Origin of the sequence: Virgibacillus dokdonensis, from assembly GCF_900166595.1 — a bacterium.
Classification (GTDB): Bacteria; Bacillota; Bacilli; order Bacillales; family Amphibacillaceae; genus Virgibacillus; species Virgibacillus dokdonensis.
Window position 1 is genome coordinate 301,716 of record NZ_LT745763.1, and the last position, 21,849, is coordinate 323,564.

At 37.8% G+C, this 21,849-nt stretch carries 16 protein-coding genes; 4 read left to right on the top strand and 12 right to left on the bottom strand.

All coding sequences use genetic code 11. The annotated features are described in order from the left end of the window. The first annotated feature begins 274 nt into the window (after nt 1-274). On the top strand, nt 275-1,024 hold the full coding sequence (locus B2C77_RS03155; protein ID WP_077702372.1) for a MerR family transcriptional regulator: 750 nt from the start codon (nt 275-277) through the stop codon (nt 1,022-1,024). A 160-nt stretch (nt 1,025-1,184) separates the two neighbouring features. After that, complete coding sequence (locus tag B2C77_RS03160) at nt 1,185-1,691, top strand: hypothetical protein (protein ID WP_367946635.1); 507 nt, start codon at nt 1,185-1,187, stop codon at nt 1,689-1,691. Nucleotides 1,692-2,065: 374 nt separating this feature from the next. Here the strand turns inward: B2C77_RS03160 and B2C77_RS03165 are convergent, their stop codons facing one another. From B2C77_RS03165 to B2C77_RS03180, 4 genes are all read right to left on the bottom strand, one after another. After that, complete coding sequence (locus B2C77_RS03165; protein ID WP_077702374.1) at nt 2,066-2,656, bottom strand: cupin domain-containing protein; 591 nt, start codon at nt 2,654-2,656, stop codon at nt 2,066-2,068. Between the two features lie 415 nt (nt 2,657-3,071). After that, complete coding sequence (gene ahpF / locus B2C77_RS03170) at nt 3,072-4,601, bottom strand: alkyl hydroperoxide reductase subunit F (RefSeq protein WP_077702375.1); 1,530 nt, start codon at nt 4,599-4,601, stop codon at nt 3,072-3,074. 12 nt (nt 4,602-4,613) lie between these two features. Next, nucleotides 4,614-5,177 (bottom strand): alkyl hydroperoxide reductase subunit C, encoded by a 564-nt coding sequence (ahpC, locus tag B2C77_RS03175; protein ID WP_077702376.1) that lies wholly within the window; start codon nt 5,175-5,177, stop codon nt 4,614-4,616. A gap of 507 nt (nt 5,178-5,684) precedes the next feature. Continuing rightward, nucleotides 5,685-7,166, bottom strand: coding sequence for an alanine/glycine:cation symporter family protein (locus tag B2C77_RS03180; protein ID WP_077702377.1), 1,482 nt, complete (start codon nt 7,164-7,166; stop codon nt 5,685-5,687). 279 nt (nt 7,167-7,445) lie between these two features. Here B2C77_RS03180 and B2C77_RS03185 point away from each other — a divergent pair, with 279 nt between their 5' ends. After that, nucleotides 7,446-9,095, top strand: coding sequence for a M20/M25/M40 family metallo-hydrolase (locus tag B2C77_RS03185; protein WP_077702378.1), 1,650 nt, complete (start codon nt 7,446-7,448; stop codon nt 9,093-9,095). 86 nt (nt 9,096-9,181) lie between these two features. Here B2C77_RS03185 and B2C77_RS03190 read toward each other — a convergent pair whose 3' ends face one another. From B2C77_RS03190 to B2C77_RS03225, 8 genes are all read right to left on the bottom strand, one after another. Further along, nucleotides 9,182-10,336, bottom strand: coding sequence for an iron-containing alcohol dehydrogenase (locus B2C77_RS03190; protein WP_077702379.1), 1,155 nt, complete (start codon nt 10,334-10,336; stop codon nt 9,182-9,184). A 452-nt stretch (nt 10,337-10,788) separates the two neighbouring features. Further along, a complete protein-coding gene (locus B2C77_RS03195) occupies nt 10,789-12,189 on the bottom strand; it encodes a glycoside hydrolase family 1 protein (protein ID WP_077702380.1) in 1,401 nt (466 codons plus the stop codon). 15 nt (nt 12,190-12,204) lie between these two features. After that, complete coding sequence (locus B2C77_RS03200; RefSeq protein ID WP_077702381.1) at nt 12,205-13,101, bottom strand: ROK family protein; 897 nt, start codon at nt 13,099-13,101, stop codon at nt 12,205-12,207. 202 nt (nt 13,102-13,303) lie between these two features. Next, nucleotides 13,304-14,146 carry a MurR/RpiR family transcriptional regulator gene (locus tag B2C77_RS03205; RefSeq protein ID WP_077702382.1) on the bottom strand — a complete coding sequence of 281 codons (843 nt, stop codon included), beginning with the start codon at nt 14,144-14,146 and terminating at the stop codon, nt 13,304-13,306. A 472-nt stretch (nt 14,147-14,618) separates the two neighbouring features. Continuing rightward, the gene (locus tag B2C77_RS03210; RefSeq protein ID WP_077702383.1) at nt 14,619-17,267 is read right to left on the bottom strand and encodes a glycoside hydrolase family 38 N-terminal domain-containing protein; all 2,649 of its coding nucleotides are present in this window, start codon (nt 17,265-17,267) and stop codon (nt 14,619-14,621) included. 20 nt (nt 17,268-17,287) lie between these two features. Then, nucleotides 17,288-17,752 carry a PTS sugar transporter subunit IIA gene (locus B2C77_RS03215; protein ID WP_077702384.1) on the bottom strand — a complete coding sequence of 155 codons (465 nt, stop codon included), beginning with the start codon at nt 17,750-17,752 and terminating at the stop codon, nt 17,288-17,290. A 3-nt stretch (nt 17,753-17,755) separates the two neighbouring features. Further along, nucleotides 17,756-19,222, bottom strand: coding sequence for a PTS fructose transporter subunit IIC (locus B2C77_RS03220; RefSeq protein WP_077702385.1), 1,467 nt, complete (start codon nt 19,220-19,222; stop codon nt 17,756-17,758). A 1,137-nt stretch (nt 19,223-20,359) separates the two neighbouring features. Then, nucleotides 20,360-21,106, bottom strand: coding sequence for a phosphatase PAP2 family protein (locus tag B2C77_RS03225; protein ID WP_077702386.1), 747 nt, complete (start codon nt 21,104-21,106; stop codon nt 20,360-20,362). 98 nt (nt 21,107-21,204) lie between these two features. Between B2C77_RS03225 and B2C77_RS03230 the strand changes: the two genes are divergently transcribed. Beyond that, a complete protein-coding gene (locus B2C77_RS03230; RefSeq protein ID WP_077702387.1) occupies nt 21,205-21,843 on the top strand; it encodes a DUF1232 domain-containing protein in 639 nt (212 codons plus the stop codon). Nucleotides 21,844-21,849 lie beyond the last annotated feature (6 nt).

Here is a 21,849-nt window from a genome sequence, read left to right on the forward strand (position 1 = left end):
GGATGTGAAGCGTTTCAGCGTCAGTTTCATCTATTAGCGGAAGGAAAGAAAGGGTACCATGAGGTATCCTTTTTTTACACTATAGGAAAATATAAAGTCTATAGGTTTATAGTATAAGAAAAACTACGCCATTCGCCATAAGACTTGGCGACAAGCCAAGTTTTTCTAAAATGAAATAATAAATTCCCCTAAAAATGGTGAAATGCTTGAAAGTGACGTTACGTCATTTTGTATAATTACTATAACGTAGGAAAAGTGTGGGGGAGAGTTTGCAGTGATTTCTATAAAAGAAATAACCAAACAGACGGGAATAACGGTACGAACGATGCGATACTATGACCAAATCAATTTACTTTCACCAGCCGACAAGACGGAAGGCGGGCATAGACTGTATGGAGAGAAAGAGCTAATAAAATTACAAGAAATTCAGTTTTTGAAAACGTTAGGATTTAGTCTGCAAGCTATTAAGGATATACTGGAGAATGAAAACCATGATTGGTTTAGTGGTTTGCAAAATCAATTGAATTATATTTTAAAAGAAAAAGAAAAGCTAGGGGAAATGGAAAGCATCCTACGTGGGTTGTTACATGAAATGGTACTGGAAGATCAAATTGACTTGCTTCAATTACAAAAACTCATTCAAATTTACCAGAAAGATTTTCATAAAAGGGAAGCGTATTTAAAACAAATGTTTGATCAAGAAGAAAGAAAGCTGTTGGATATGCTCCCAAATATTAATCACGGTGATCCAGATACAATGGAATGGATCGCGCTAATGGCCCAATTAAAACAGCATATGCTAAAAGGAGTCTCTGCACCAGAAGTGCAACGAATTATTAGACGGATGGATGAAAAAACGGTGGAGGTTTACGGTGATTGTCCAGAATTTATAGATAAGTTATGGGAAATAAGAAAATCACCTGAAAAATCACAGGAAGCTGGTTTTTATCCATTGGATCAAGAACTATTAGAGTTTGTAGAAAAAGCGTTTGTTATTTATCAAAACAATAGAAAGGAAGCTTGATTACATCATGTCATAAGGGGTTGATCATCTGAGTTTTTTCGTAACGTACAGCTGGGAAATATTTATCGTCGCCGAAGTGTTATCCCTCATTTCATTACTACTATTTGGCCTGTTCCGATACTTTTTCAATAAAACGAAAACGAGCGCATTATTTATCTGCTTGTTTTTCATACTATTAGTTGCAGAAGCCTTATTGGGTATGTATGTATATCAGCATACGGGAGAGATTTCAAATTTTCTTATCGTAATTACGATTTTTGTCATCTATGCTTGTACATTTGGTATCTTTGATTTCATAAGGTTAGACCGTTGGATGCGGAATAAGATTGGAAATTGGCGTGGCGTAGAATTGCTAACGGATAAAGATTATACCATTATGGACAGAAATAAAAATCCTAAATACATTGCCAAGAAGTATCGTATCTCTTCTATGATTCATATTGTAGTGTTTATCCTAGGGCAAACCATTTTCTGGTCATTAGGAACAGATAGTTGGCAGGAATTGAAAGCATATCTGACTGATTTATCATGGGTAGAGCAAGGGGATTTTACACAGTCACCATACACGAATAAGACGTTTCTTTCTATTGGAATGCTATGGGGGATTGTATTTGTAGTCGATCTCATTTATTCGTGGTCTTACACGCTTTTTCCAAGTAAAAGGTGAGTTTTTCTTTCTGTTGAAGCGATCATAAGCGGGTAAAGGAATCTGTCTTCTAGGAGTGGGCTTTAACTTATATAGAAAAGTGGTGGAGATCTAAGCTACTAAAGATACGTGGTCATGAACAGATGTTGCGGTCTTTTTAAATAAAAGATTTGTGGGAAGCGGGAAGCATTATTCAACATTTAAACATAGGCAACCTAATAAGAAAAACAGTATAAAAAAGGTCTAAGTTTTATAATAATATGCGACTTAGACCTTGAAAGAATAAAAATATCTTTTAAGAACATGCTGTCGTGGAATAAAGCCTTCCCACTCCGTTTGCGCAAATTCTGTTCGTAAAGTTAAATTCCATGGAATAGTATCAAGCTCATACGATTTTAATGATAATGCCCTTCCATCTCCATGGCCTCTTCCTGTGTTCGATGTACCGTTCCAAATGGGTGGTTTGGCGGTCCGTAAATGGAATAAAGCTTCAATGGTTTATCGCCTGTATTTGTTATATTATGCCATGTGCCAGCAGGAACCATAATGGCATAGTCGTCATAGACGTTACGCTGAAAAGTTAGATTATCTTTGGTATTACCCATTTGTGTTATTCCTTCACCTTCTTCAATGCGTAAAAACTGGTCTACGTTTGGGTGAACCTCTAATCCAACATCGCCACCTACAGGAATACTCATGACGGTAACTTGTAAATGATCTCCCGTCCAAATGGCTGTACGAAATGTTTCATTTTCCTCTGTAGCTTCCTCAATATTTACCACATATGGCTTTCCGCCGTAGTCTTTCAAGTGTGAACGATCGTCTGTTTGGTAAAAGGGATTTTGATAACTGGGATAGGCATAAGCATAATTTTGATAAGCTAGAGGTGTGCCATCCATATTTGCATGCATAGGTGCATACCTACTATAGTAATTTGGATTGTTCGTATAGTAAGGATAAGGGTATACATACGGATAATAATACATGTTGTTCCATCCTTTCTATTCATAATTACCATATCCTATGCAGAAGGGTGGGCGAATGTACATATTTGACACTATAGGAAAGTAAAAATTTTTTAAGCTTTATGGTATAAACGAAACGACGACGGTTTATCGCCAAAAGGACTGGCGATAGCTAAATTTTTCTAAAAGGATAAGAAAGTATGATATTGTTGCTGGGATACCGATTTAACGGAATAGCCACGTCCGGCTCCAGCGTCCAGGGACTAGGCGACTTCATGAAATCGTGATAAGTCACCATTCACAAGTTTTGTATCAATGCAGCGGAGGCGATCTGTGAAGCACGCAAATCATGCGCTGTTGGAATCTCTTGCTGCATAAAAAAGTCGCTATACTACCCCCTTATAGGTAGTATAACGACTTTGTCACAAAGGTATATTCAATTACGGATCAAGTAGTCAAATGCGCCTAAAGCAGCAGTTGCGCCTGACCCCATAGAAATGATAATTTGGTTATAAGCACTGTCGGTACAATCTCCTGCGGCAAACAAGCCGGGAACGTTTGTTTGTCCTTGTTTGTCTACAAGGATTTCACCCATGCGGTTGCGTTCTACAGTGCCTTCAAGCCATTCTGTATTTGGAACGAGTCCAATTTGTACGAATACACCTTGAAGTTCAATATGTTTTTCTTCTTTTGTTTCACGATCGATATAGGTAATCCCATTTACACTGTCAGTACCAGTGATTTCTTTTGTTTGGGCATTTTTAATGACTGTTACGTTTGGTAAGCTGTACAAGCGTTTTTGTAGCACTTCGTCAGCTTTTAGTTCTGGCGCGAATTCAAGTACCGTGACATGCTTCACAATTCCAGCGAGGTCGATAGCTGCTTCAATTCCAGAATTACCTCCGCCGATAACAGCGACATCTTTTCCTTCGAATAATGGACCGTCACAGTGTGGACAATATGCTACACCGTTGTTTTTAAATTCTTGTTCGCCAGGAACGCCGATGTTTCGCCAACGAGCGCCTGTAGAAATGATGACACTTTTACTTTTTAGTACAGCGCCATTTTCCAGTTCAAGCTCAAACATATCTTTCTTTTCGAGGTTTTTGGCGCGTTGAGAGTTCATGACATCAATGTTGTAATCATTGACATGTTCTTCTAGGTTAGCAACTAGCTTGGGCCCTTCTGTGCGCTTGACGCTAATAAAGTTTTCGATACTAAGTGTATCTTGAACTTGACCGCCAAAGCGTTCAGCAACGATACCAGTGCGGATTCCTTTACGAGCAGCATATATAGCTGAGCTAGCACCTGCTGGACCACCGCCGACGACAAGAACGTCAAAGGGCTCTTTTTCAGAAAGCTCAGAGGCATCTACACCATGTCCGATTTTTTCTAGTAACTCTTCAAGGGTGATTCGCCCACCATTAAAGAATTCTCCATTTAAATAGACAGCCGGAACTGCCATAATGTTCTTGCTTTCTACTTCGTCTTTAAACGCTGCACCGTCAATCATCGTATGCGAAATATTTGGGTTGAGTACGCTCATCATATTTAACGCTTGAACCACGTCAGGACAGTTGTTACAGCTTAGACTAACATATGTTTCAAAGTGATATTCTTCTGTAATGCTTTTAATTTGGTCAATCATTTTTTGATCTAATTTTGGCGGTCTGCCACTCACCTGTAAGAGAGCTAAGACGAGTGAATTAAATTCATGCCCAAGTGGAAGACCAGCAAACGCAATGCCTGAATCCTCCCCGACACGATTAATACTAAAGCTTGGTGTTTTCGCTAGCTTTGTATGTTCAACTGTTATTTTATTGGACATATTAGCTAGCTCATCCGTAAGAGCTAGCATGTCCTTTGATATTTTATCGTCTCCAGTGCTTACTTTAAGCACTAGGTCGTTTTCTAATAGTTCAAGATATTGTTGTAATTGTGACTTGATCTCTGGGTCTAGTACCATTTATAGCACTCCTTAGATTTTACCTACTAGGTCAAGGCTTGGTTTAAGTGTTTCTTCGCCTTCTTTCCATTTTGCAGGACATACTTCACCTGGATTGTTACGTACATATTGTGCAGCTTTGATTTTATCAGCTAATGAGCTAGCATCACGGCCGATACCATCCGCATTGATTTCTACAGTTTGGATAACGCCATCTGGATCAATGATGAATGTTCCACGATCAGCAAGACCAGATTCTTCATTTAACACATCAAACATACGAGTAAGTGTTTGTGCAGGATCGCCAATCATTCCGTATTCAATTTTATTAATTTTATCAGACGCATCGTGCCAACCTTTGTGTACGAAGTGTGTGTCTGTAGAGCAAGAATACACTTCAGCACCTAATTTTTTCAAATTTTCATATTCGTTTTGTAAATCTTCTAGTTCTGTTGGGCATACGAATGAGAAGTCTGCTGGGTAAAAGCAAAGCACTGTCCATTGCCCTTTGAAATTTTCCTCTGTAACATCGATAAATTCACCTTGCTTAAAGGCTTTTGCAGAGAATGGTTGTACTTCGGTTCCTATTAAAGACATAATTATCTTCCTCCTAGAAGTATTTTGATGTATGAGCTAAAAAGCAAAAGCTTTAGCTATAATAATTCTAATTACACATCTATTATTAATTAGTAGTTGTTTTTTGTCAAGCATTTACCTTTTTTACTGAAAATGACTGTGTTTGCTAGGTAAGCTGTGGTTACATCCATACATAAATTAAGTAATAAATGTATGAAAAAGTAATTGAAAATGATACTCAATGATGATGGAAAATGTAGGATAGTTATAAAGAGATGTTATATTTTTAGCGCAAATGAAACGTTTATTTTAGAAATTTGTAAAGTCGCTGAAGTTCAAAATTATCCACGAGTCGCTACACCTTAAACCAATAAAAAAACAGTAGCGTTTTATAATTGCTACTGTTTTTTGGTTGGGCTTGCCGCACGACGTCGGCATACCCTGTTTTAGTGGCATGATTCCTAAATCTTTCGTTGATGCTTTCTACTCGCTGTGTTGCTAAAGGGGCGCCCCGAGCCTTTGTCCACGCTAAGGCACTTTTTTAAAAGTAGAAGGGGGTGGATGCTCATCTTCATAAAATAGATGTACAGTTGGGTCGATTTTCCCAATTCCTAAATACCTTGCCTTATAGTCGTGGAGCAAGGTAAAGAATTTTTTGCTTAAGATTAAAATCACCGTAACATTGATAAACGTAGGAATAGCAGAAGCTATATCGGCAAAATACCAGACCGTTTGACCTGTTAAACCATAGCTTACGGCGTAGATGACTAAAGCCGTTCCTGGTATAGGGTAAAACCAATTGTAAAACGTCAACACACCTCTTTTAAAAGCGCGCTTTTGATTTCGTAATAGGTGGCGCAGTAGCACTTCATAATATACGAACCAACCTGTTAAGGTTGTTAATCCAAATAAGAAGATCGAAATGGTGATGACAACTCTTCCAGTGTCGCCTATTCCCATTTCAAATGCCGATAATGTTAATGCAGCACCTGACATGCCGGAAGACCATTTACCTGTAATAATGATGACAAAAGCAGTGAGGGAACAAACCACAATCGTATCAACCAATACTTCAAACGCGCCCCAAAGCCCTTGTTTAACGGGATGATTTACTTTAGCAGTTGAATGAACCATCGGGGAAGTCCCCCAACCAGCTTCATTACTATAGACGGATCTTGCCATCCCCATACTAATTGCTTGTGTTACTGCTGCGCCAGTAAACCCGCCTACAGCGGCTGTCCCACCAAACGCGCTTTGAAATATAATGGAAAACACGTCGCCAATTTGGGTGACATGGCTCAAAATAATATACAAACCAGACAGAATGTAAAATAACACCATAATGGGAACTAATTTTGCTGCAAACTTCCCAATATGCTTTAAACCACCATAGATGACGTAATATGTAATTACCATAAGTGTTAAGGAGACAGGGATCATGCCAATATCAAATGTAGAACTTACTGCTTCGGAGATCGTGTAGTTTTGCAGTGTAAAAAAGAAGGTGCCAAAAATACCGCAACCAAACAGAATGGCAGGGATCATCCAGTAGCGGAAATTCTTCTCTTCTCCAAGTCCTTTTTCCATATAATAGGTTGGACCGCCATACGGTTCGCCGTTTTCATCTGTGCTGCGATAATGAACAGACAAGGTTACTTCAACGGTTTTTATAATCATACCAAATAGGGCACAAATCCAAAGCCAAAATACAGCACCTGGCCCGCCAACGGCAATTGCAGTGGAGGCTCCGCCAATATTGGCAACACCAACAGAACCGCCAATAGCTGTACTAACAGCTTCAAAGGAGGAAATAATCCCTTTGGAGGACGTATCATCATTAGTGGCCTTCTTTTTAAAGATACTTAGCAATGTTTTTTTAAGAATATGTGGCAAATAAAGAAATTGAAAAAATTTACTCCGAACGGAAAAATACACGCCCGTAAAGAGAATAGCAATAAGAAGAGGCAGTCCCCAAAGAAACTCTGAAATAGATTGCAGAATAACTTGCATACGTTTGCTCCTTTTCATTTTTTGCTTAAGTAGAGATAAAAGTTAAAGTTGTTAATTTTTTAATAATAACAAAAATTACCTTGATATTCAAATTGGTTTAACACCCAAAAGTGTTTGATGTTCCAAAAACAACAATATGGTGCAGTAGCATCATCTTTTTACAAGAGAGGCTCAAATTTACTGGTGGCAGCGATCTTAAAATTGCTGCCAAAAAGATATAAAAAATTGTTATCATAATAGTGTTACTTTTTGTACAATAGTGTTAAGGAGGTTGATATGATGTTACATTCCAGAGAGGAAATATTGCATATAACCAAACAATTAGTACACATGGAAAGCGTGGTAAATACAGATGGGGAAAAAACGATAGCATCTTCATTGTATTCCATTATTTCCAATTATCCCTATTTCAGAGGGCATGCTGATCAAGTGCTTTTACAGCCGACAGCAAATGATCATATGGAAAGATATAATGTGCTTGCGTTCGTAAAAGGGACAAAAGGAAACAGTAATCGAACGGTCATTCTTATGGGACATATGGATACGGTTGACACATTTGATTTTCAACATTTACAGCATGTAGCTTGTTCTCCAGAGGAGTTGATGGAACATCTAAAAGGGGAGCAATTGCCTTCTACGGTAAAAGCAGACTTAGAATCAGGGGATTGGTTGTTTGGTCGTGGAGCTTTAGATATGAAAAGCGGTCTTGCTAGTCATTTATATTTGTTGAAATATTATGCCAACCATCCCGAGGAACTGAAGGGGAATTTGCTATTTTTAGCAGCTTGCGATGAAGAAGATAGTTCACATGGTATTTTATCGGCGATACCGCTATTAAAATCATGGAAAAGGGAAAAAGGTTTTGAATATGTAGCTGCCATTAATTCTGACTTTGTTGCTCCAGCATTTGCAGGAGATGAAAATCGCTACATATATAAAGGTACAGTAGGGAAATTGCTTCCGACATTTCTTGTTCAAGGAGCAGAAACACATGTTGGCTCGTGCTTCGAAGGGTTTGATCCGAATTTTATAGCAGCTGAGTTAACAAATCAAATCAATTATAACCCACATCTTTGTGATGATGCACATGGAGAAGTGACGCATCCACCTGTTTCTTTAAAGCAAACCGATTTGAAGCCAGCTTATACAACACAAACTGCTTTGGCGGCTTACGTATACTATAATTTTTTTACCCATTCCTGGTCGCCGGCAGAAGTTCTGGAAACATTGAAAGGGGAGGCTTACATTGCTTTTGAGCGGGCTATTGAAAAATTGCAACAGCGCTATCAGCAATTTGGTCAGCTTCGAGGAAAATCGCCTGCACCGCTTGGATGGAAGCCAAGAGTACTAACGTATGAAGAAATGGAAAATAGGTTAAAAAAGGAGCATGGTGAGCCTTTTATACAGCATATCCAAGCGTTTAAAGATTTTCTTTTGCAACAAGAAAATCTGGATACCCGTTTATTTTCTGTTTATATCGTGGAAGAGGCTTGGAAATGGATGACAGATAAAACACCAGCAATTATTTTATTTTATGCTTCTCTTTACTCACCAAGAGTGGACTTATCGGAGGACAATGAAAAAGAAGCGACACTCATCAAAGCTTTGGAGAAGGCGGTCACCGAATTACAACCAAACTATTCGCATCCTTTAGTAACAAGAAATTTTTTTCCACATATTTCAGATATGAGCTTTGTGGCGATTAGAGATTCACAAGCAGATATTCAAGCTGTTATCCAGAACAGCCCAAGTTGGGGTAGCAAACATTTTGTCCCTTATGAGGATATACGGGAATTAAATATACCTGTAATCAACATCGGCCCGTACGGTATGGATGCGCATAAGCGTTTGGAACGAGTAGAGATGACATATTCTTTTGAAATCGTGCCAAACTTAACAAAGCGTGTGATTGAATTATTGGGAATGTGACGTAGAAAAACTACCTGCTGAGAAGCAGGTAGTGGGAGTTAGTTTGTATTTGTTTCATATTTTTAAAAATTTTTTTAAAATGCTACTTACATCGCTTTGCGAATGATTGCTTGAACTTCTTCTAATTTTGGCTTTCTAGGGTTGGTTGCAGCCGTAGCGTCCTTCATAGCGTTTTCTGCTAGGGTAGGGATGTCTTCTTCTTTTGCACCAAGTTCTTTAAAGCCAGATGGAATATTTAAGTCTCTCGATAAACGCTCAATGGCAGCAATTGCTTTTTCAGCTGCTTCACGTTTGCTTAATCCGTCTACATTTTCACCTAAATAGGCTGCCATTTTAGCAAAACGATCTTCGCGACCTACAAGGTTGTAATGGCACACATGTGGTAAAAGGATGGCGTTACATACACCGTGTGGCAAGTTATAGAACCCGCCCATTTGGTGAGCAATTGCATGCACATACCCTAACGAAGCGTTGTTAAATGCCATGCCGGCTAAGAATTGTGCGTAAACCATTTTTTCACGTGCTTCGATATCTTGTCCATTGGCAAATGCTCGTGGTAAATATTCAGGAATAAGTTCAAATACTTTTTCAGCAGCTGAATCTGTCATTGGAGTTGCCGCTGTTGATACGTAAGCTTCTACAGCATGAGTTAAAGCGTCTAATCCTGTAGCAGCAGTTAGTGCTGGTGGTAGACCAACCATTAAATCTGGATCGTTAATGGATACTAAAGGCGTTACATGCTTATCAATAATAGCCATTTTTACATGACGCTTTACATCAGTTATTATTGTAAACTTCGTCATTTCACTTGCTGTTCCAGCTGTTGTGTTAATGGCGATTAATGGAACTAATGGGTTCTCTGATTTATCTACACCCTCATAATCGTGGATCGTTCCACCGTTAGATACAACAAGTCCAATACCTTTAGCGGCGTCATGTGAAGATCCTCCTCCTAATGATACAAGAGAGTCACAATTGGCAGCTTTATATGCTTCTACACCATCTGCTACGTTTTTGTCTGTAGGGTTTGGCTCAGCTTTTGGATAAACTTCTACTTCTAGCCCAGCTTCTTTAATGATGTTCGCAATTTTGTCTGCGATACCTAATTTAAATAGTCCCTCATCTGTTACTAATAAGGCTTTCTTCGCATTTACATCTTTTAAACGGGAACCAGTTTCTTGAATGCTTCCTGAACCAAATAAGTTAATGGAAGGCATTGAAAATTGACTTTGCGCTGTCATGTTCTTCATCTCCTTATTGAAACTATTTTTGTAATTAGCAGAAAAGTCCTATATATAATCTGCTATATATTTCCTCTTCTCCTTCAATATAGCATAATGGAAATAATATTCAACAAAAAAGATCAAAAAACGACAAATATCCACAAAATTATTACATATGTGAATATATGAAGGTAAAAACACCCGTATACTCCTAATTGCTCGTAATTTCACAAGTGAATGTTATTTTTTCACAAATAATAAAATAAAATAAATTTATTTAAAGGGGGAAGGTCGCTTTAGGCTACGGTATTTTATTGTAGGAAAATTGTCTTGCATGGAGGAAATTAGCATTATATTAATAAGCAACATATAGATATATTATCCAATATGTTTTGAAGCCATCTTCAATAGATGAATATCAAGTTTAGAAAGCCATGAGACAATGCCCCACGGCTTAAAACTTTAACACCTTATGCTTCTGTAAAAAAGCCATTGTTAGTAGCGACATCTTTAAACCAATAACCGCTTTTCTTAATGGAACGTTTCGCGTTATTATTTAAATCAACGGAAACTAAGCCGTAGCGATTTTTATAGGCATTCATCCAAGACCAATTATCCATAAATGTCCATACGTGATACCCTTTAACGTTAGCTCCTTCTTCTAATGCCTTGTGGCCCCATTTTAAATGATCTTTGTAAAAATCAATTCGATAATCATCTTGAATGATTCCAGAATCATCTTTAAATCGCTGCTCATTTTCTACGCCCATACCATTTTCAGAAATGAAGCACTCTACATTATTATAGTTATCTTTTAAGTTGATTAAAATATCATAAATTCCTTTTTCATATATTTCCCAACCACGATAGGGGTTCATTTTTCTGCCCGGCATGTCATAAGCGTCAAAAAAATGCTCAGGCATTATAGGGGCGTCTGGGTGAGCGGCATATTCTTTTGCTTTTACTCGACGGGGCTGATAATAGTTTACCCCTAAAAGGTCAATCGTATAATTTGAGAAAATGACGCGATCCTCCGTTTGAGTGACTGGTAACAGGTCATGTTTTTCCAGTAATTGGATAAGTTCTTTCGGGAATTCACCTTTTACAGAGACATCTAAAAAAGAGCGGTTAAAAAATAAATCTGCAATTTTCGCAGCTTTTACGTCAGCTGCGTGACTGCTTCTTGGATAAGATGGGGTTACATTTAAAATGATACCTATCTTTCCTTGTTGCCTTTCTTCTTTATAGGCTTGGATCGCTTTGGCACTAGCTAAAGCAGAATGATATCCTACTTGAACAGCTCGTTTGAAATCAACGACATTTGGATAGTGCATATCATATAGATAGCCAGCCTCTACGGGAACAATGGGTTCATTCTGTGTAAACCATTTGCTCACTTTAGGACCAAATAATTGGAAACAAGTACGAGCATATGCTTGAAAGGCTTCGACAACATCGCGGTTTTCCCAGCCACCTATCTGTTGCATAGCTAGCGGCATATCAAAATGATAGAGGTTTACAAAAGGCTCAATCCCTGCATTGATTAGCTCATCCAGTACGTGATGGTAAAAATTCACCGCTGCTGGATTCACCTCTCCTGTACCATTTGGCATAAGACGTGACCAGGAGATAGACATACGAAAGGAATTATGACCTAACTTTTTCATTAAGGCAATATCTGTTTGATAGGCTTCATAAAAACGGGACGCTTCACTGGGACCGACTTGTTGAAAAAAACGATTCGGTTCTTGTTCATACCAATAATCCCAAATATTTTTTCCTTTACCGTCAATTGCTGCAGCACCTTCTGTTTGCGTAGCTGAAGCAGCGCTTCCCCACCAAAAGTCGTTAGGAAATGTGTATTGTGACATAGTTACCACCTTTTCTTATGATTTAGATTGAAGGAAATGATAGGTTGCCCCGATAAGATTTGCCTGTTGTAAAAAAGTACAAGTAGTTACTTTTCCGTGCGGGTTGCCTATTCCCATTGATTGTTGAACATCCTGTATGCTAGTAGAAAGGGAAGACATAAAATCTTGCCTTGCACTAATACCCCCACCGATTAAAATAAGTTCAGGATCATACATATGCTGTAAGTTGTATATGCCTGTTGCTAAAACAAAATAAAATTCCTCGATAGCTTGCTGACAAATCTCATCTCCATTGTTAGCCATGGAAAAAATTTGTTCTCCAGATAACGAGTTTGCTGAAATCCCTTTTTGTTCAGCGACTTTTCGTACGATGGCAGAAGTAGATCCCATCTGACTCCAATAATCGATTCGTTTGGTTTTTGGATCTGCAAACAAAATAGCGTAGCCGAACTCTCCACCATAAAGATGCGCACCACGATATAATGCACCGTTTGAAATGATAGCTCCACCAATACCTGTACCAATGACAATGACCAATGCATCTTGTAGTCCAACAGCGCCGCCTTTCCATAACTCCGCAAGTGCTGCACAGTTTGCGTCATTTTCCACTGCGACTGGCATGTCTGTTGCTTCATGCAGTACCTTCTTTAAAGCGATGTCGTGTAAATAAGGGATGGCACTCGTCCCTTGTACTTCACCATCAGCCGTAATCGTTCCTGGACAACTAATCGCTAGTCCTTTAATTTCTTTCTTTTGTTTTACTTGCTGCACTGTTTGTTGGATAAAATCCAATAAATCTTGTAAATGATCGGGAGTTGGGATTTTGTCTTCTAAAGAAATGTTTGCTTCTTCATCTATTACTGCGTATTTGATATACGTTCCGCCAAAGTCAAATGCAAGGTAGTGTTTCATTGTATAGCCCCTTTTCTTTTACCTTGTAGCTCATTAGATCTTGTGTTTTTTATACAATTGTAAAGTAGAAAATGCTTAGCTGTTATAGCACTATAGGAAAGCATCAGATTTTTTGGTAAAAAGTTTCTTTTCAAAAACCTCGTTGAAACACAGTAGTAGGCTTATCTAGTGGCGACGAACTTTAAGCCCTGAGCATTTATGTTTAGAATCGCTTATTCTTCATGTTGTGACCTTGTCTATAAGCGTGTTCCGTATGAATCCATTTGCTTATATTTTCTCTGTACATGCTAATGTACTGCGAATAAATCATATCAATAATAATGAGCAGCGGGATCTGTACAGAGATTTGTCCAACTTCATTTGTGTTTTGTAAACTTGAAGTCAGTAAAGTAACATTTGCCAGTTCTTTTATTTCTTCTGAATGATTTGAAGTGATGATAACAATCGATGTCCCTTGTTGTTTAAGCTGTTGTAGGGAGTCAAGAACATATTGGTTTTCTGCTCGTAACGACAAATAAATAACTAAATTATCTTCATTTAAAAGGGAAGAGACCATCTCGATGGAATTATGATCTTGCACTACTTCAATAAATTTACCAATCCTAGTAAATCGAAATTTGAAATCAGCTCCAGCAATTGCGCTTAATCCTAATCCGTACACATGAATGATCTTATGATTGTAAATATAATCGCATACCGTTTTAATATCTTGTATATCTAGATTTTCATCAATCGTATTAATCAATTCTTTATAACGAAATTTAAGATTATGTGTCACATTGTTTTTATCAATAGTATGCTCTTCTAACGCATTTCGATAGGCATAGATAAATTCCTTATAGTTTTCAAAGCCTATTTTTTGACAAAACCTTGTAATAGAAGCAGTAGATACATTTATTTTTTTTGCAATTGCCGACTGTTTGAGAGGAGGATTTCCCTCTAAAAAATAAGCAGCAATTTGTTCATCTACTACTGTAAACTTCAATCTAGAACTTTCAATTAATAAAAATAGATCACTGTTAATCAACCGTACCACCCGCTTCATTTAGACCTTAATATCATGTGTTGATTCCATTATAATATATTCTTACGACCTAGCGTCTATAAAGTAATTCGTCTACACGCTTTTTTTAAGGGATAAGAAAGTATAAAAATTTGATGCTATGGGATAACCAAATAACCGAATGAGCCACGTCCGGCTCCATCGCCCAGCAACTAGGCGACTTCACGAATCGCCTTAAGCTAAGTCATCATCGGTTCGTTCTAAATAGGAAGGCCGACTAAAGACGGGCTTGCCGCCCAACGCCGGCATACTCCTGTTGCAGGAGCATAATTCCTAAAACTTCAGTTGATTCGCTCCACTCGCTACGTTGCTAAACGGGCGCCCCGAGCCTTTGTTAAGAAAAAATAAAGCGGTTGAGCACGTTCATTCGTTTGTATATTCAGAGGGGGAAGAAATAGCCCCCTCTCTGAATAGATGGTAAAAAGGTCCGCACAAGCTAGATAGTTCTATATGATTATTTAAATTCGATATATATTGTTTTAACTTCTTTTGGCTTAAAGCTTCCTAAATGAATGGTTTGGCTACTTCTTTGGTTGGATTTATCCAGTTTCTCTTCCATCGTTGTAAACTGCCAAAAGTGGACGTTTTCTTTGCAGGTTAGCTCGCCACCATCTTCCATAGCTTGGTTTGTCGGATTGAAAAAGCGTAAGATCATTCCTTTACTTTGACGTGCTTTTTTACATGAACTAAATACAACTTGTTTCACATTTGTCGCATCCACCAAAGAATAGGTTTCTGGTACTTGAAAAGGGAGTGGTTGCATCACAAAGTATTTTAGCGTATTCGTAAATTGGTTTAAGCTTTGCTGTTGATAGTAAGGAATCGACATGGCATATTTTTGGTAATCTGCAAATGCGCAAGCTTGATTACATGTACGCCCAATGCGAACAGAGACCTTAAATGTTAATGATTTAAGCAATTGGCTATCAGGTGTTTCGATATATTTGAACTGATTACCAGAAGCCACCCCTGGTCGCCGTTTCAAATCTGGTTTACCAAGATAGCCTACTGCACGAAATAGCGTGAGTGCTATATCTTTTTCTTTAGAACCGATAATTTCGTATTCTTTGATCCCTTTTGTAAAGGCGGTCACGCTTTTTTGTTGGTCATGCAATTGAACAAAGCTAAGCATCGGATAAATACCTGTTGGCTCTTCTTTCCAGCCCTTTTCCTGCCAATGTTTGAAGTTAGGGTCAGTTACAGGACGAGATATAGTCCCGAAAGGTGTATCAGCAATACTTTCCTCTGTATTTACTCCACCATTTATTAGTAAGCGCATGCGATGATCCATTGCTTGATTATTTATTTTCAAATGAATATCTACAGCCTGCTTATGCGCTTCTAACCCAATAGTGCAGGTGTAAGGAATCAATGCCGTAGCAGTTCCTTGTTCGCGTTCGTGCTGGTTTTTAGGGACAACAAAATTTCCGTTAAGCTTCAGTGTGCTTTTCCAAGTTCCTGGATTGCTAGAAACACTAGCTGTGTCAAATTTAAATTGTAATTTCCAGTCATTTTCTGGTTGCGAGTAGTCGTAGTTATCTCCGTCATCACCAGCATCTTCAACAAGTAAGAAATTAGGATATAAGGTGTTACTTTCTTTGTCGAGAACTTGAACACTGCCATTCTTAACTTGTACTTGATAATATTCATTTTCAATTGTATTTGGAGTGACCTCTTGCTTCTCGGAAGCAGGAACTGTTTCCATACGATCTTCTTTCAATACAATATCAAGCACTTCATAGCCAAGCGGTTGTAATTTTACAGGCAAGGCAATTTCGATTTCGTAATAATACGATGCAGGAGCAGGATCGATTGTTTTACGAATCGGTGCATTGGAATGCTTCGTTATATTTCGGATGTCATAATCCAATTTTTGTTCTCCATGATATATAGAAAAGCTCGTCTCTGGTAATGATAAAGCAATGGTAATAACTTGCTCTCTTATTATTGGTAACGTGTTAAAGATAGTTACTTGATTATTTTTTACATTATTCCTTGATTCACTGATTTTTCGTGTTAAGTAATCGACGACAGAATAGGAAAGTTGGTCAGCTTCAATAAAGCGTTGTAAAATGGCTTGGTTTGTTTTATCGCTATTACAGCCACCAGCACTATCATGAGCGTGGTTACGTAATGTTAATTTCCAAATTTTATCTATAAGCGCTTGTTTATATGGAATTCCTAGCTGGTCTGCTAGGCTCATTAATGGCTCAATTTGAAAAATTAACCGACGTTCTATTTTATCGTTCAAATATTTGTGATCATAGCGAGATGAGTAAATAGAACGATGAATTTTAGAAACTTCCGCATTCAATAATTCTCCTTGGACATTTGGTAAATCCTTCGCTTCTTTCTCGATGCCTGCAAAGAGGTGATCGTAGTTACTTTCGATGAAGTGATCATCTGTAAGCTGTTCGTTATAGTGAGCAATCCGTTCTTTTAAATTAAAATCGACATATCGTTGATCCCCACCCACCGGTAGAGCAATATGAGATGAAGTGGTATTCTGTTTTATTTGCTCTAATAAAGGCTTTGCATAGTCTACTTCAATGAGTTGTACACCGACAAAGTAACCATCTTTTATATTGTAGGTTAATAGATTAGATCCATCCTCTGACTGCCAGTAGAATTCTCTCGTGTTTAATTGGTCAGAGGACAATCCGCGCCAAAAGACAGCTTTATCAATCGCAAATTGTGAAAAAATCTTTGGCATATCCATGGATTGTCCGAACGCATCTGGGATATACCCTAATCGATCTGCTCCGCCTAATGCATCTCCAGATTCAATACCAAGCTGCAAATTGCGGACGAGCGATTCACCACGAATAATCATTTGATCGGATTGTGTGTACCAAGGACCAACTTTTAATTTTCCAGCTGCGATGAGTGATTGTAATATTTGTTGTTTATCTGGGTGTACCTCCAGGTAATCTTCCACTATACTCATTTGTCCGTCCAGCATATAGTAGTCGAGGACACCATCTTCTAACGCTTTGATTACCTCATCTATATGGTAACAAAGCTGGATAAATGATTCGCTACTTGTAAAATACCACTCATAGTCCCAATGTGTATGAGCGATCACATGAATTTTCTTTTTCATTTCAACAACACCCTAATCTGTTAGTCACTTTGAGCAAGTAATTTATTTTGAATAATCGCATGCAATTCCTCAGCTGTTGCAGCTTCCATAATCGATTTTGTAAATGCTTCATCAATTAATGCCCGAGAAATTGTACTGAGTAATGTGAGATGCTCTTGATTTTTCCCTTCAGGAATAGCAAGGGCGAACGTCATATGAACAGGTTGATGATCCATCGATTCCCACTCAATTGGGTTCGTAAATTTCACTAACATCAGTGCAGGTTTCTTCACTGTTTTATGCTTACAGTGAGGAATAGCAATGGAGCTCTTAAAACCTGTCGTAACCTCTTGCTCACGTTTTTTTAGCCCTTTATAATATGCTTTAGCCGATTTAACAATCTCTTTTTCTTTTGCAAAGTCAGCAATAAATTGTAAAGCTTCATCTTTTGTCGTTACGGAAGAATCAAAAGTAATATGTTGTATATCTAAGATCGATGTCACCATGATTTATTCCACCTTTTTCTTTGTAAATCCAATAATAACGGCTGTAACGAGTACCCCTGTCATGACACTGAAAATCCATGTAACAAAAGGAATAGGCTGTTCAATATATCCGACAAATGTACCAAGTGGAGAGCCGATACCGCCGTAAAATTTGGCGCCTAATCCCGCTGCAAGTCCTCCAGCAACTGCTGAACCAGCAACAAAGGCAGGGATCATTCGAATTGGGTCTTGTGCCGCAAAAGGTATAGCACCCTCTGTTACACCAACCATCCCCATACCAAATGCACTATGTGCAGATACTTTTTCGGTTGGTGAAAATTTCTTTTTAAAGAGTATAGAGGCAAGCCATATTCCAAGTGGAGCAACAGAAATCGCTGCTTGAGTTGCTGTCTGTGGTACAAAGTTAGCACCTTCAATGCCATATTTAGCAACGGTGTCCGTAAAGACTGCTGTACCAAAAACAAGTGCTGTTTTATTAATTGGTCCACCAAGGTCAAAGCCGACCATTGCGCCAATAATAATACCTACAATTACTGGTGCTGCCGCATAATTTTCATTTAAAGTCGTTAACCCTTCATATAAGAAGTCCATCATAGAGGCCATTGGATTTCCAATCACGTATAGGACAAAAATAGAAATAATTAATGTACTTACTAATGGTAGTAGCATGATTGGTACGATAGGCTGAATGATTTTTGGATAAGGAATTTTTTTAAGCCCTTTGACAAGATACCCAGCTGCAAAGGCAACTAGAATAGCTGCTAAAAATCCTCCTCCAGCTTCAGCGCCAAGCATTTCTGCATCATTGGCAATATAGGTTCCAATCATGGCTGCTGCAATTGCTGGTTTTCCGGCGATAGAGTTCGCAACAAATCCAGCAAACAAAGGGATCATTAATAGGAAACCGACTTGCCCAACACTGAACAAGTTGGACATTAAATCGCCCATAAATGTAGAAGTATCAAAACCCCAGTTGACAATTCTTCCTGCATCATCTTTTTGGAATGCGTATACATTGGCAATAGCTAAAATAAGTCCGGAAGCAATAACCATTGGGATCATGTAGGAAATACCTGCCATAATATGCTGGAAGAAACCGCCTTCTTCTGTTTTGCCCATCTTTGCTACTCCCGCTTTTGTTCCCTTTTCACCGTAAATAGGAGCCTCATTTAAAGCCTTTTCAATTAAAGCCTCAGGATTTTTAATTGCTTCTGCTGCTCGTACTCTTAATACACGCTTACCTGCAAAACGTGTCATATCGATATTAATTTCTACAGCTAGTATTACTACGTCAGCTGCTTCAATTTCCTGAGCAGTTAGTTTGTTTTCGACACCGATGGAACCTTGTGTTTCCACTTTGATGTCGTAACCTTTAGCAACGCCAGCCTTTTCTAAAGATTCGGCGGCCATATACGTATGGGCTATTCCGGCTGAACAAGCTGTAACACCAACAATTTTCTTTTTAGACATAGTAGCTCACCTTTCTGTGGTTGTATTCATTAAATAAAGATGGGAAAGGAATACACTTAGTCATGCTCCCTTTCATTGTTTTTCATGTATCTAGATACAATAAGAAACATGTAGGATGAATCATCTTGGCTAATTAGCTATGGTTTCATTATATGTGTGTCTTTGTGTAATGTATATATCTACAAGTAATTCTGTATAAAGTATCTTTTTTATGCGTTTTCATGAAAATACTTTCAAAGTAAGTAGCTTTTATAGTTTTTAATATGGATAAGTATAAAGTTTTAGGGTTTATATTGAAGTGGATTCTTACATTGAATGATTTGAAAGAATCCCTCTTGGGGATAGCACTTCTTTTATTTTTTGCACCTTAGTTTTTATTGAATACCACTTGGAAGAAGCAAATTGGAAGTAATTTAATCTGGAATTATTCATAGGAATAATTTGCTAACTAACTAACGAACGCTTATAAATTAAGGAATAAAATACTTGGTTAAATCAGATAACTTCGAAATTTAAGCTGTGTATCAATCCTTTTCTGGAAGATACGACAACGAGTCAAAATTTTATAGTTAGAGTTAGCTAGCGGAGGAAAAACACGGATACTCCGGCGAGAAAGCACACCACGTAGGAAAAAAGTGAACTGCTTTTTTTGAGGAGGCTGAGCACTAGCCTGCGGAAAGCGTAGTGTTTTTACGTAGTGGGGCGGAATTAAAATTTGATAAAGAGTCATGATTTTTGTCTTATTTTGATTCATTCATACCGTTTATATTTTTTCTGCAATGATTTTAAAGGTATAAATCATTTAGGTAAAATTATTCTATCTTTTCAGAATATACTGTCTAAATCTATAGTGGTTTGTTATACTAAAGGAAATTATCATCGCTCACGAACCATTTGTGTTAGTGACTCTAAGGTGGTATGTTCAAGTGTTGGCTTGGCGTTAATCCCAATTTTATTACAGTATATATCAATCAATTGTCTAGATATTAGCTTTTAGGTAATTAAGTAAAAGGAAATTGTCAATAATCAGTAAATAATTCACTACTGTAAACGAAAGCGGCTGATTCACTGGAATGCCAATTCCAATTCTTCAGTAATAAAGGAATTGACTCTATACTTCCATCTTTCTAAATAAACTCAAACTTCCTTTCCCTCACCGCCTGATTGGGAAAAACAGGAACTTCCCCCCTCTGTCCTACTTATGCTTCGATCCTGAATGTTAAACCGAAGCAGTACTTGTTGCAGCGGCTCCAGAACGCGCTTATAAATACCTACGGAAATAAAGACAGTTGCCATCCCATATAAGAAGCCTCCAATTACATCGGTTGGAAAATGTACACCAAGATAAATTCTCGTCATTAAAATAAAACCAATTAATACGAGTACAGCCAACCCGACTGCCGTTTTTTTCCAGTATTTATTTGTAAGAAGAATGAGCACCAGTCCAAGAATTCCATAAAAAATGGTCGCCGACGTTGCATGGCCGCTTGGGAAGCTCTCTGTTGTTTTTTCAATCAATGGAAGAATGTTCGGTCGTGCTCGGCCCATTACCTTTTTAATCAGCTTTGTGCCAATTGCCGCAAAGCAAAGAACAGTTCCACCAAGCCAAAAGCCAGCCAAATACCATCTCTTAATAAAAAGAAAAATAACAAATGCTATTGTTAATGCGATACTCAGTCTTATGTTGCCAATCTCCGATAATATTGAGAGGAAGGCTGTTTTTGTATCGGTGACATTAGTTTGGATCACTTCAATTATTGCCAAATCAATATTTTCTATTGACGTGCTTTCTTGAAAGACTCCTAAACTAACAATCCCAAAAAGAATCATAAAAATAATACCAACGAAAATAAATAACCATGAAAAATCTTTTTTAACCTTCAATTTGTAATCCTACTTTCCGCTCCAGTTGTTGACATTTTGTCACCAACTATGTATATTACTATATAAATTCACTCTAAACAAGGCAGGTTATAAATACAATGAAGGATCATGAGACATTTCGCAACTTCTTAAATCGTTTAATAGATGAGAGATCTTTATCTTTAAGAAAGTTAGGTAAAATCTCAGGGATTGATCATGCTACCCTTTCAAAAATTATAAATGGAAAGCGGGAGGCAAACTTAATCCATTTACAAAAGCTTTCTGTAAGTCTTGATATCGAATTAACAACATTTATGCATGCTGCAGGTTATATAACTGAACCTAAACAGAAGGAAGACTCAGATATTCAAAATTCAGTGGATTTAATACAAAAATTAATAAAAACAACCAACAACTATGATGAGGATTTTACATTTGAGAAAGTGAAACAAGAAATTGCCAAATATCAGGATTACAGTCAGACAACGGATGGTAGAAATAAGATTTTGCAGGAATTTGAGAATAAAATTGAAAAAACAGACAGCAAGGGACCCTGCATATCACAATTACGAACCATGTTTTTTCGTTTTTCTGCTAAAAAAGGTACAGTCCGTGAGATTGCTTTAATGGGAGCAGCTCTAATTTATTTTATTATAACAACTGATTTATTACCAGATTACCTGCTTCCAATTGGCTTTTTGGATGATGCAGTTATTGTGCAGGCAGTTTTACAGTATATGGACAGCAAAAAGTTCTAATATGAT

Coding starts and splice junctions, on each gene's coding strand:
- B2C77_RS03195 (WP_077702380.1), bottom strand. CDS start 12,189: ATGTCACAATACACATTTCCTAACGACTTTTGGTGGGGAAGCGCTGCT.
- B2C77_RS03200 (WP_077702381.1), bottom strand. CDS start 13,101: ATGAAACACTACCTTGCATTTGACTTTGGCGGAACGTATATCAAATAC.
- B2C77_RS03230 (WP_077702387.1), top strand. CDS start 21,205: ATGAAGGATCATGAGACATTTCGCAACTTCTTAAATCGTTTAATAGAT.
- B2C77_RS03220 (WP_077702385.1), bottom strand. CDS start 19,222: ATGTCTAAAAAGAAAATTGTTGGTGTTACAGCTTGTTCAGCCGGAATA.
- B2C77_RS03180 (WP_077702377.1), bottom strand. CDS start 7,166: ATGCAAGTTATTCTGCAATCTATTTCAGAGTTTCTTTGGGGACTGCCT.
- B2C77_RS03215 (WP_077702384.1), bottom strand. CDS start 17,752: ATGGTGACATCGATCTTAGATATACAACATATTACTTTTGATTCTTCC.
- ahpF (WP_077702375.1), bottom strand. CDS start 4,601: ATGGTACTAGACCCAGAGATCAAGTCACAATTACAACAATATCTTGAA.
- B2C77_RS03205 (WP_077702382.1), bottom strand. CDS start 14,146: ATGAAGCGGGTGGTACGGTTGATTAACAGTGATCTATTTTTATTAATT.
- ahpC (WP_077702376.1), bottom strand. CDS start 5,177: ATGTCTTTAATAGGAACCGAAGTACAACCATTCTCTGCAAAAGCCTTT.
- B2C77_RS03190 (WP_077702379.1), bottom strand. CDS start 10,336: ATGACAGCGCAAAGTCAATTTTCAATGCCTTCCATTAACTTATTTGGT.
- B2C77_RS03165 (WP_077702374.1), bottom strand. CDS start 2,656: ATGTATTATTATCCGTATGTATACCCTTATCCTTACTATACGAACAAT.
- B2C77_RS03210 (WP_077702383.1), bottom strand. CDS start 17,267: ATGAAAAAGAAAATTCATGTGATCGCTCATACACATTGGGACTATGAG.
- B2C77_RS03185 (WP_077702378.1), top strand. CDS start 7,446: ATGTTACATTCCAGAGAGGAAATATTGCATATAACCAAACAATTAGTA.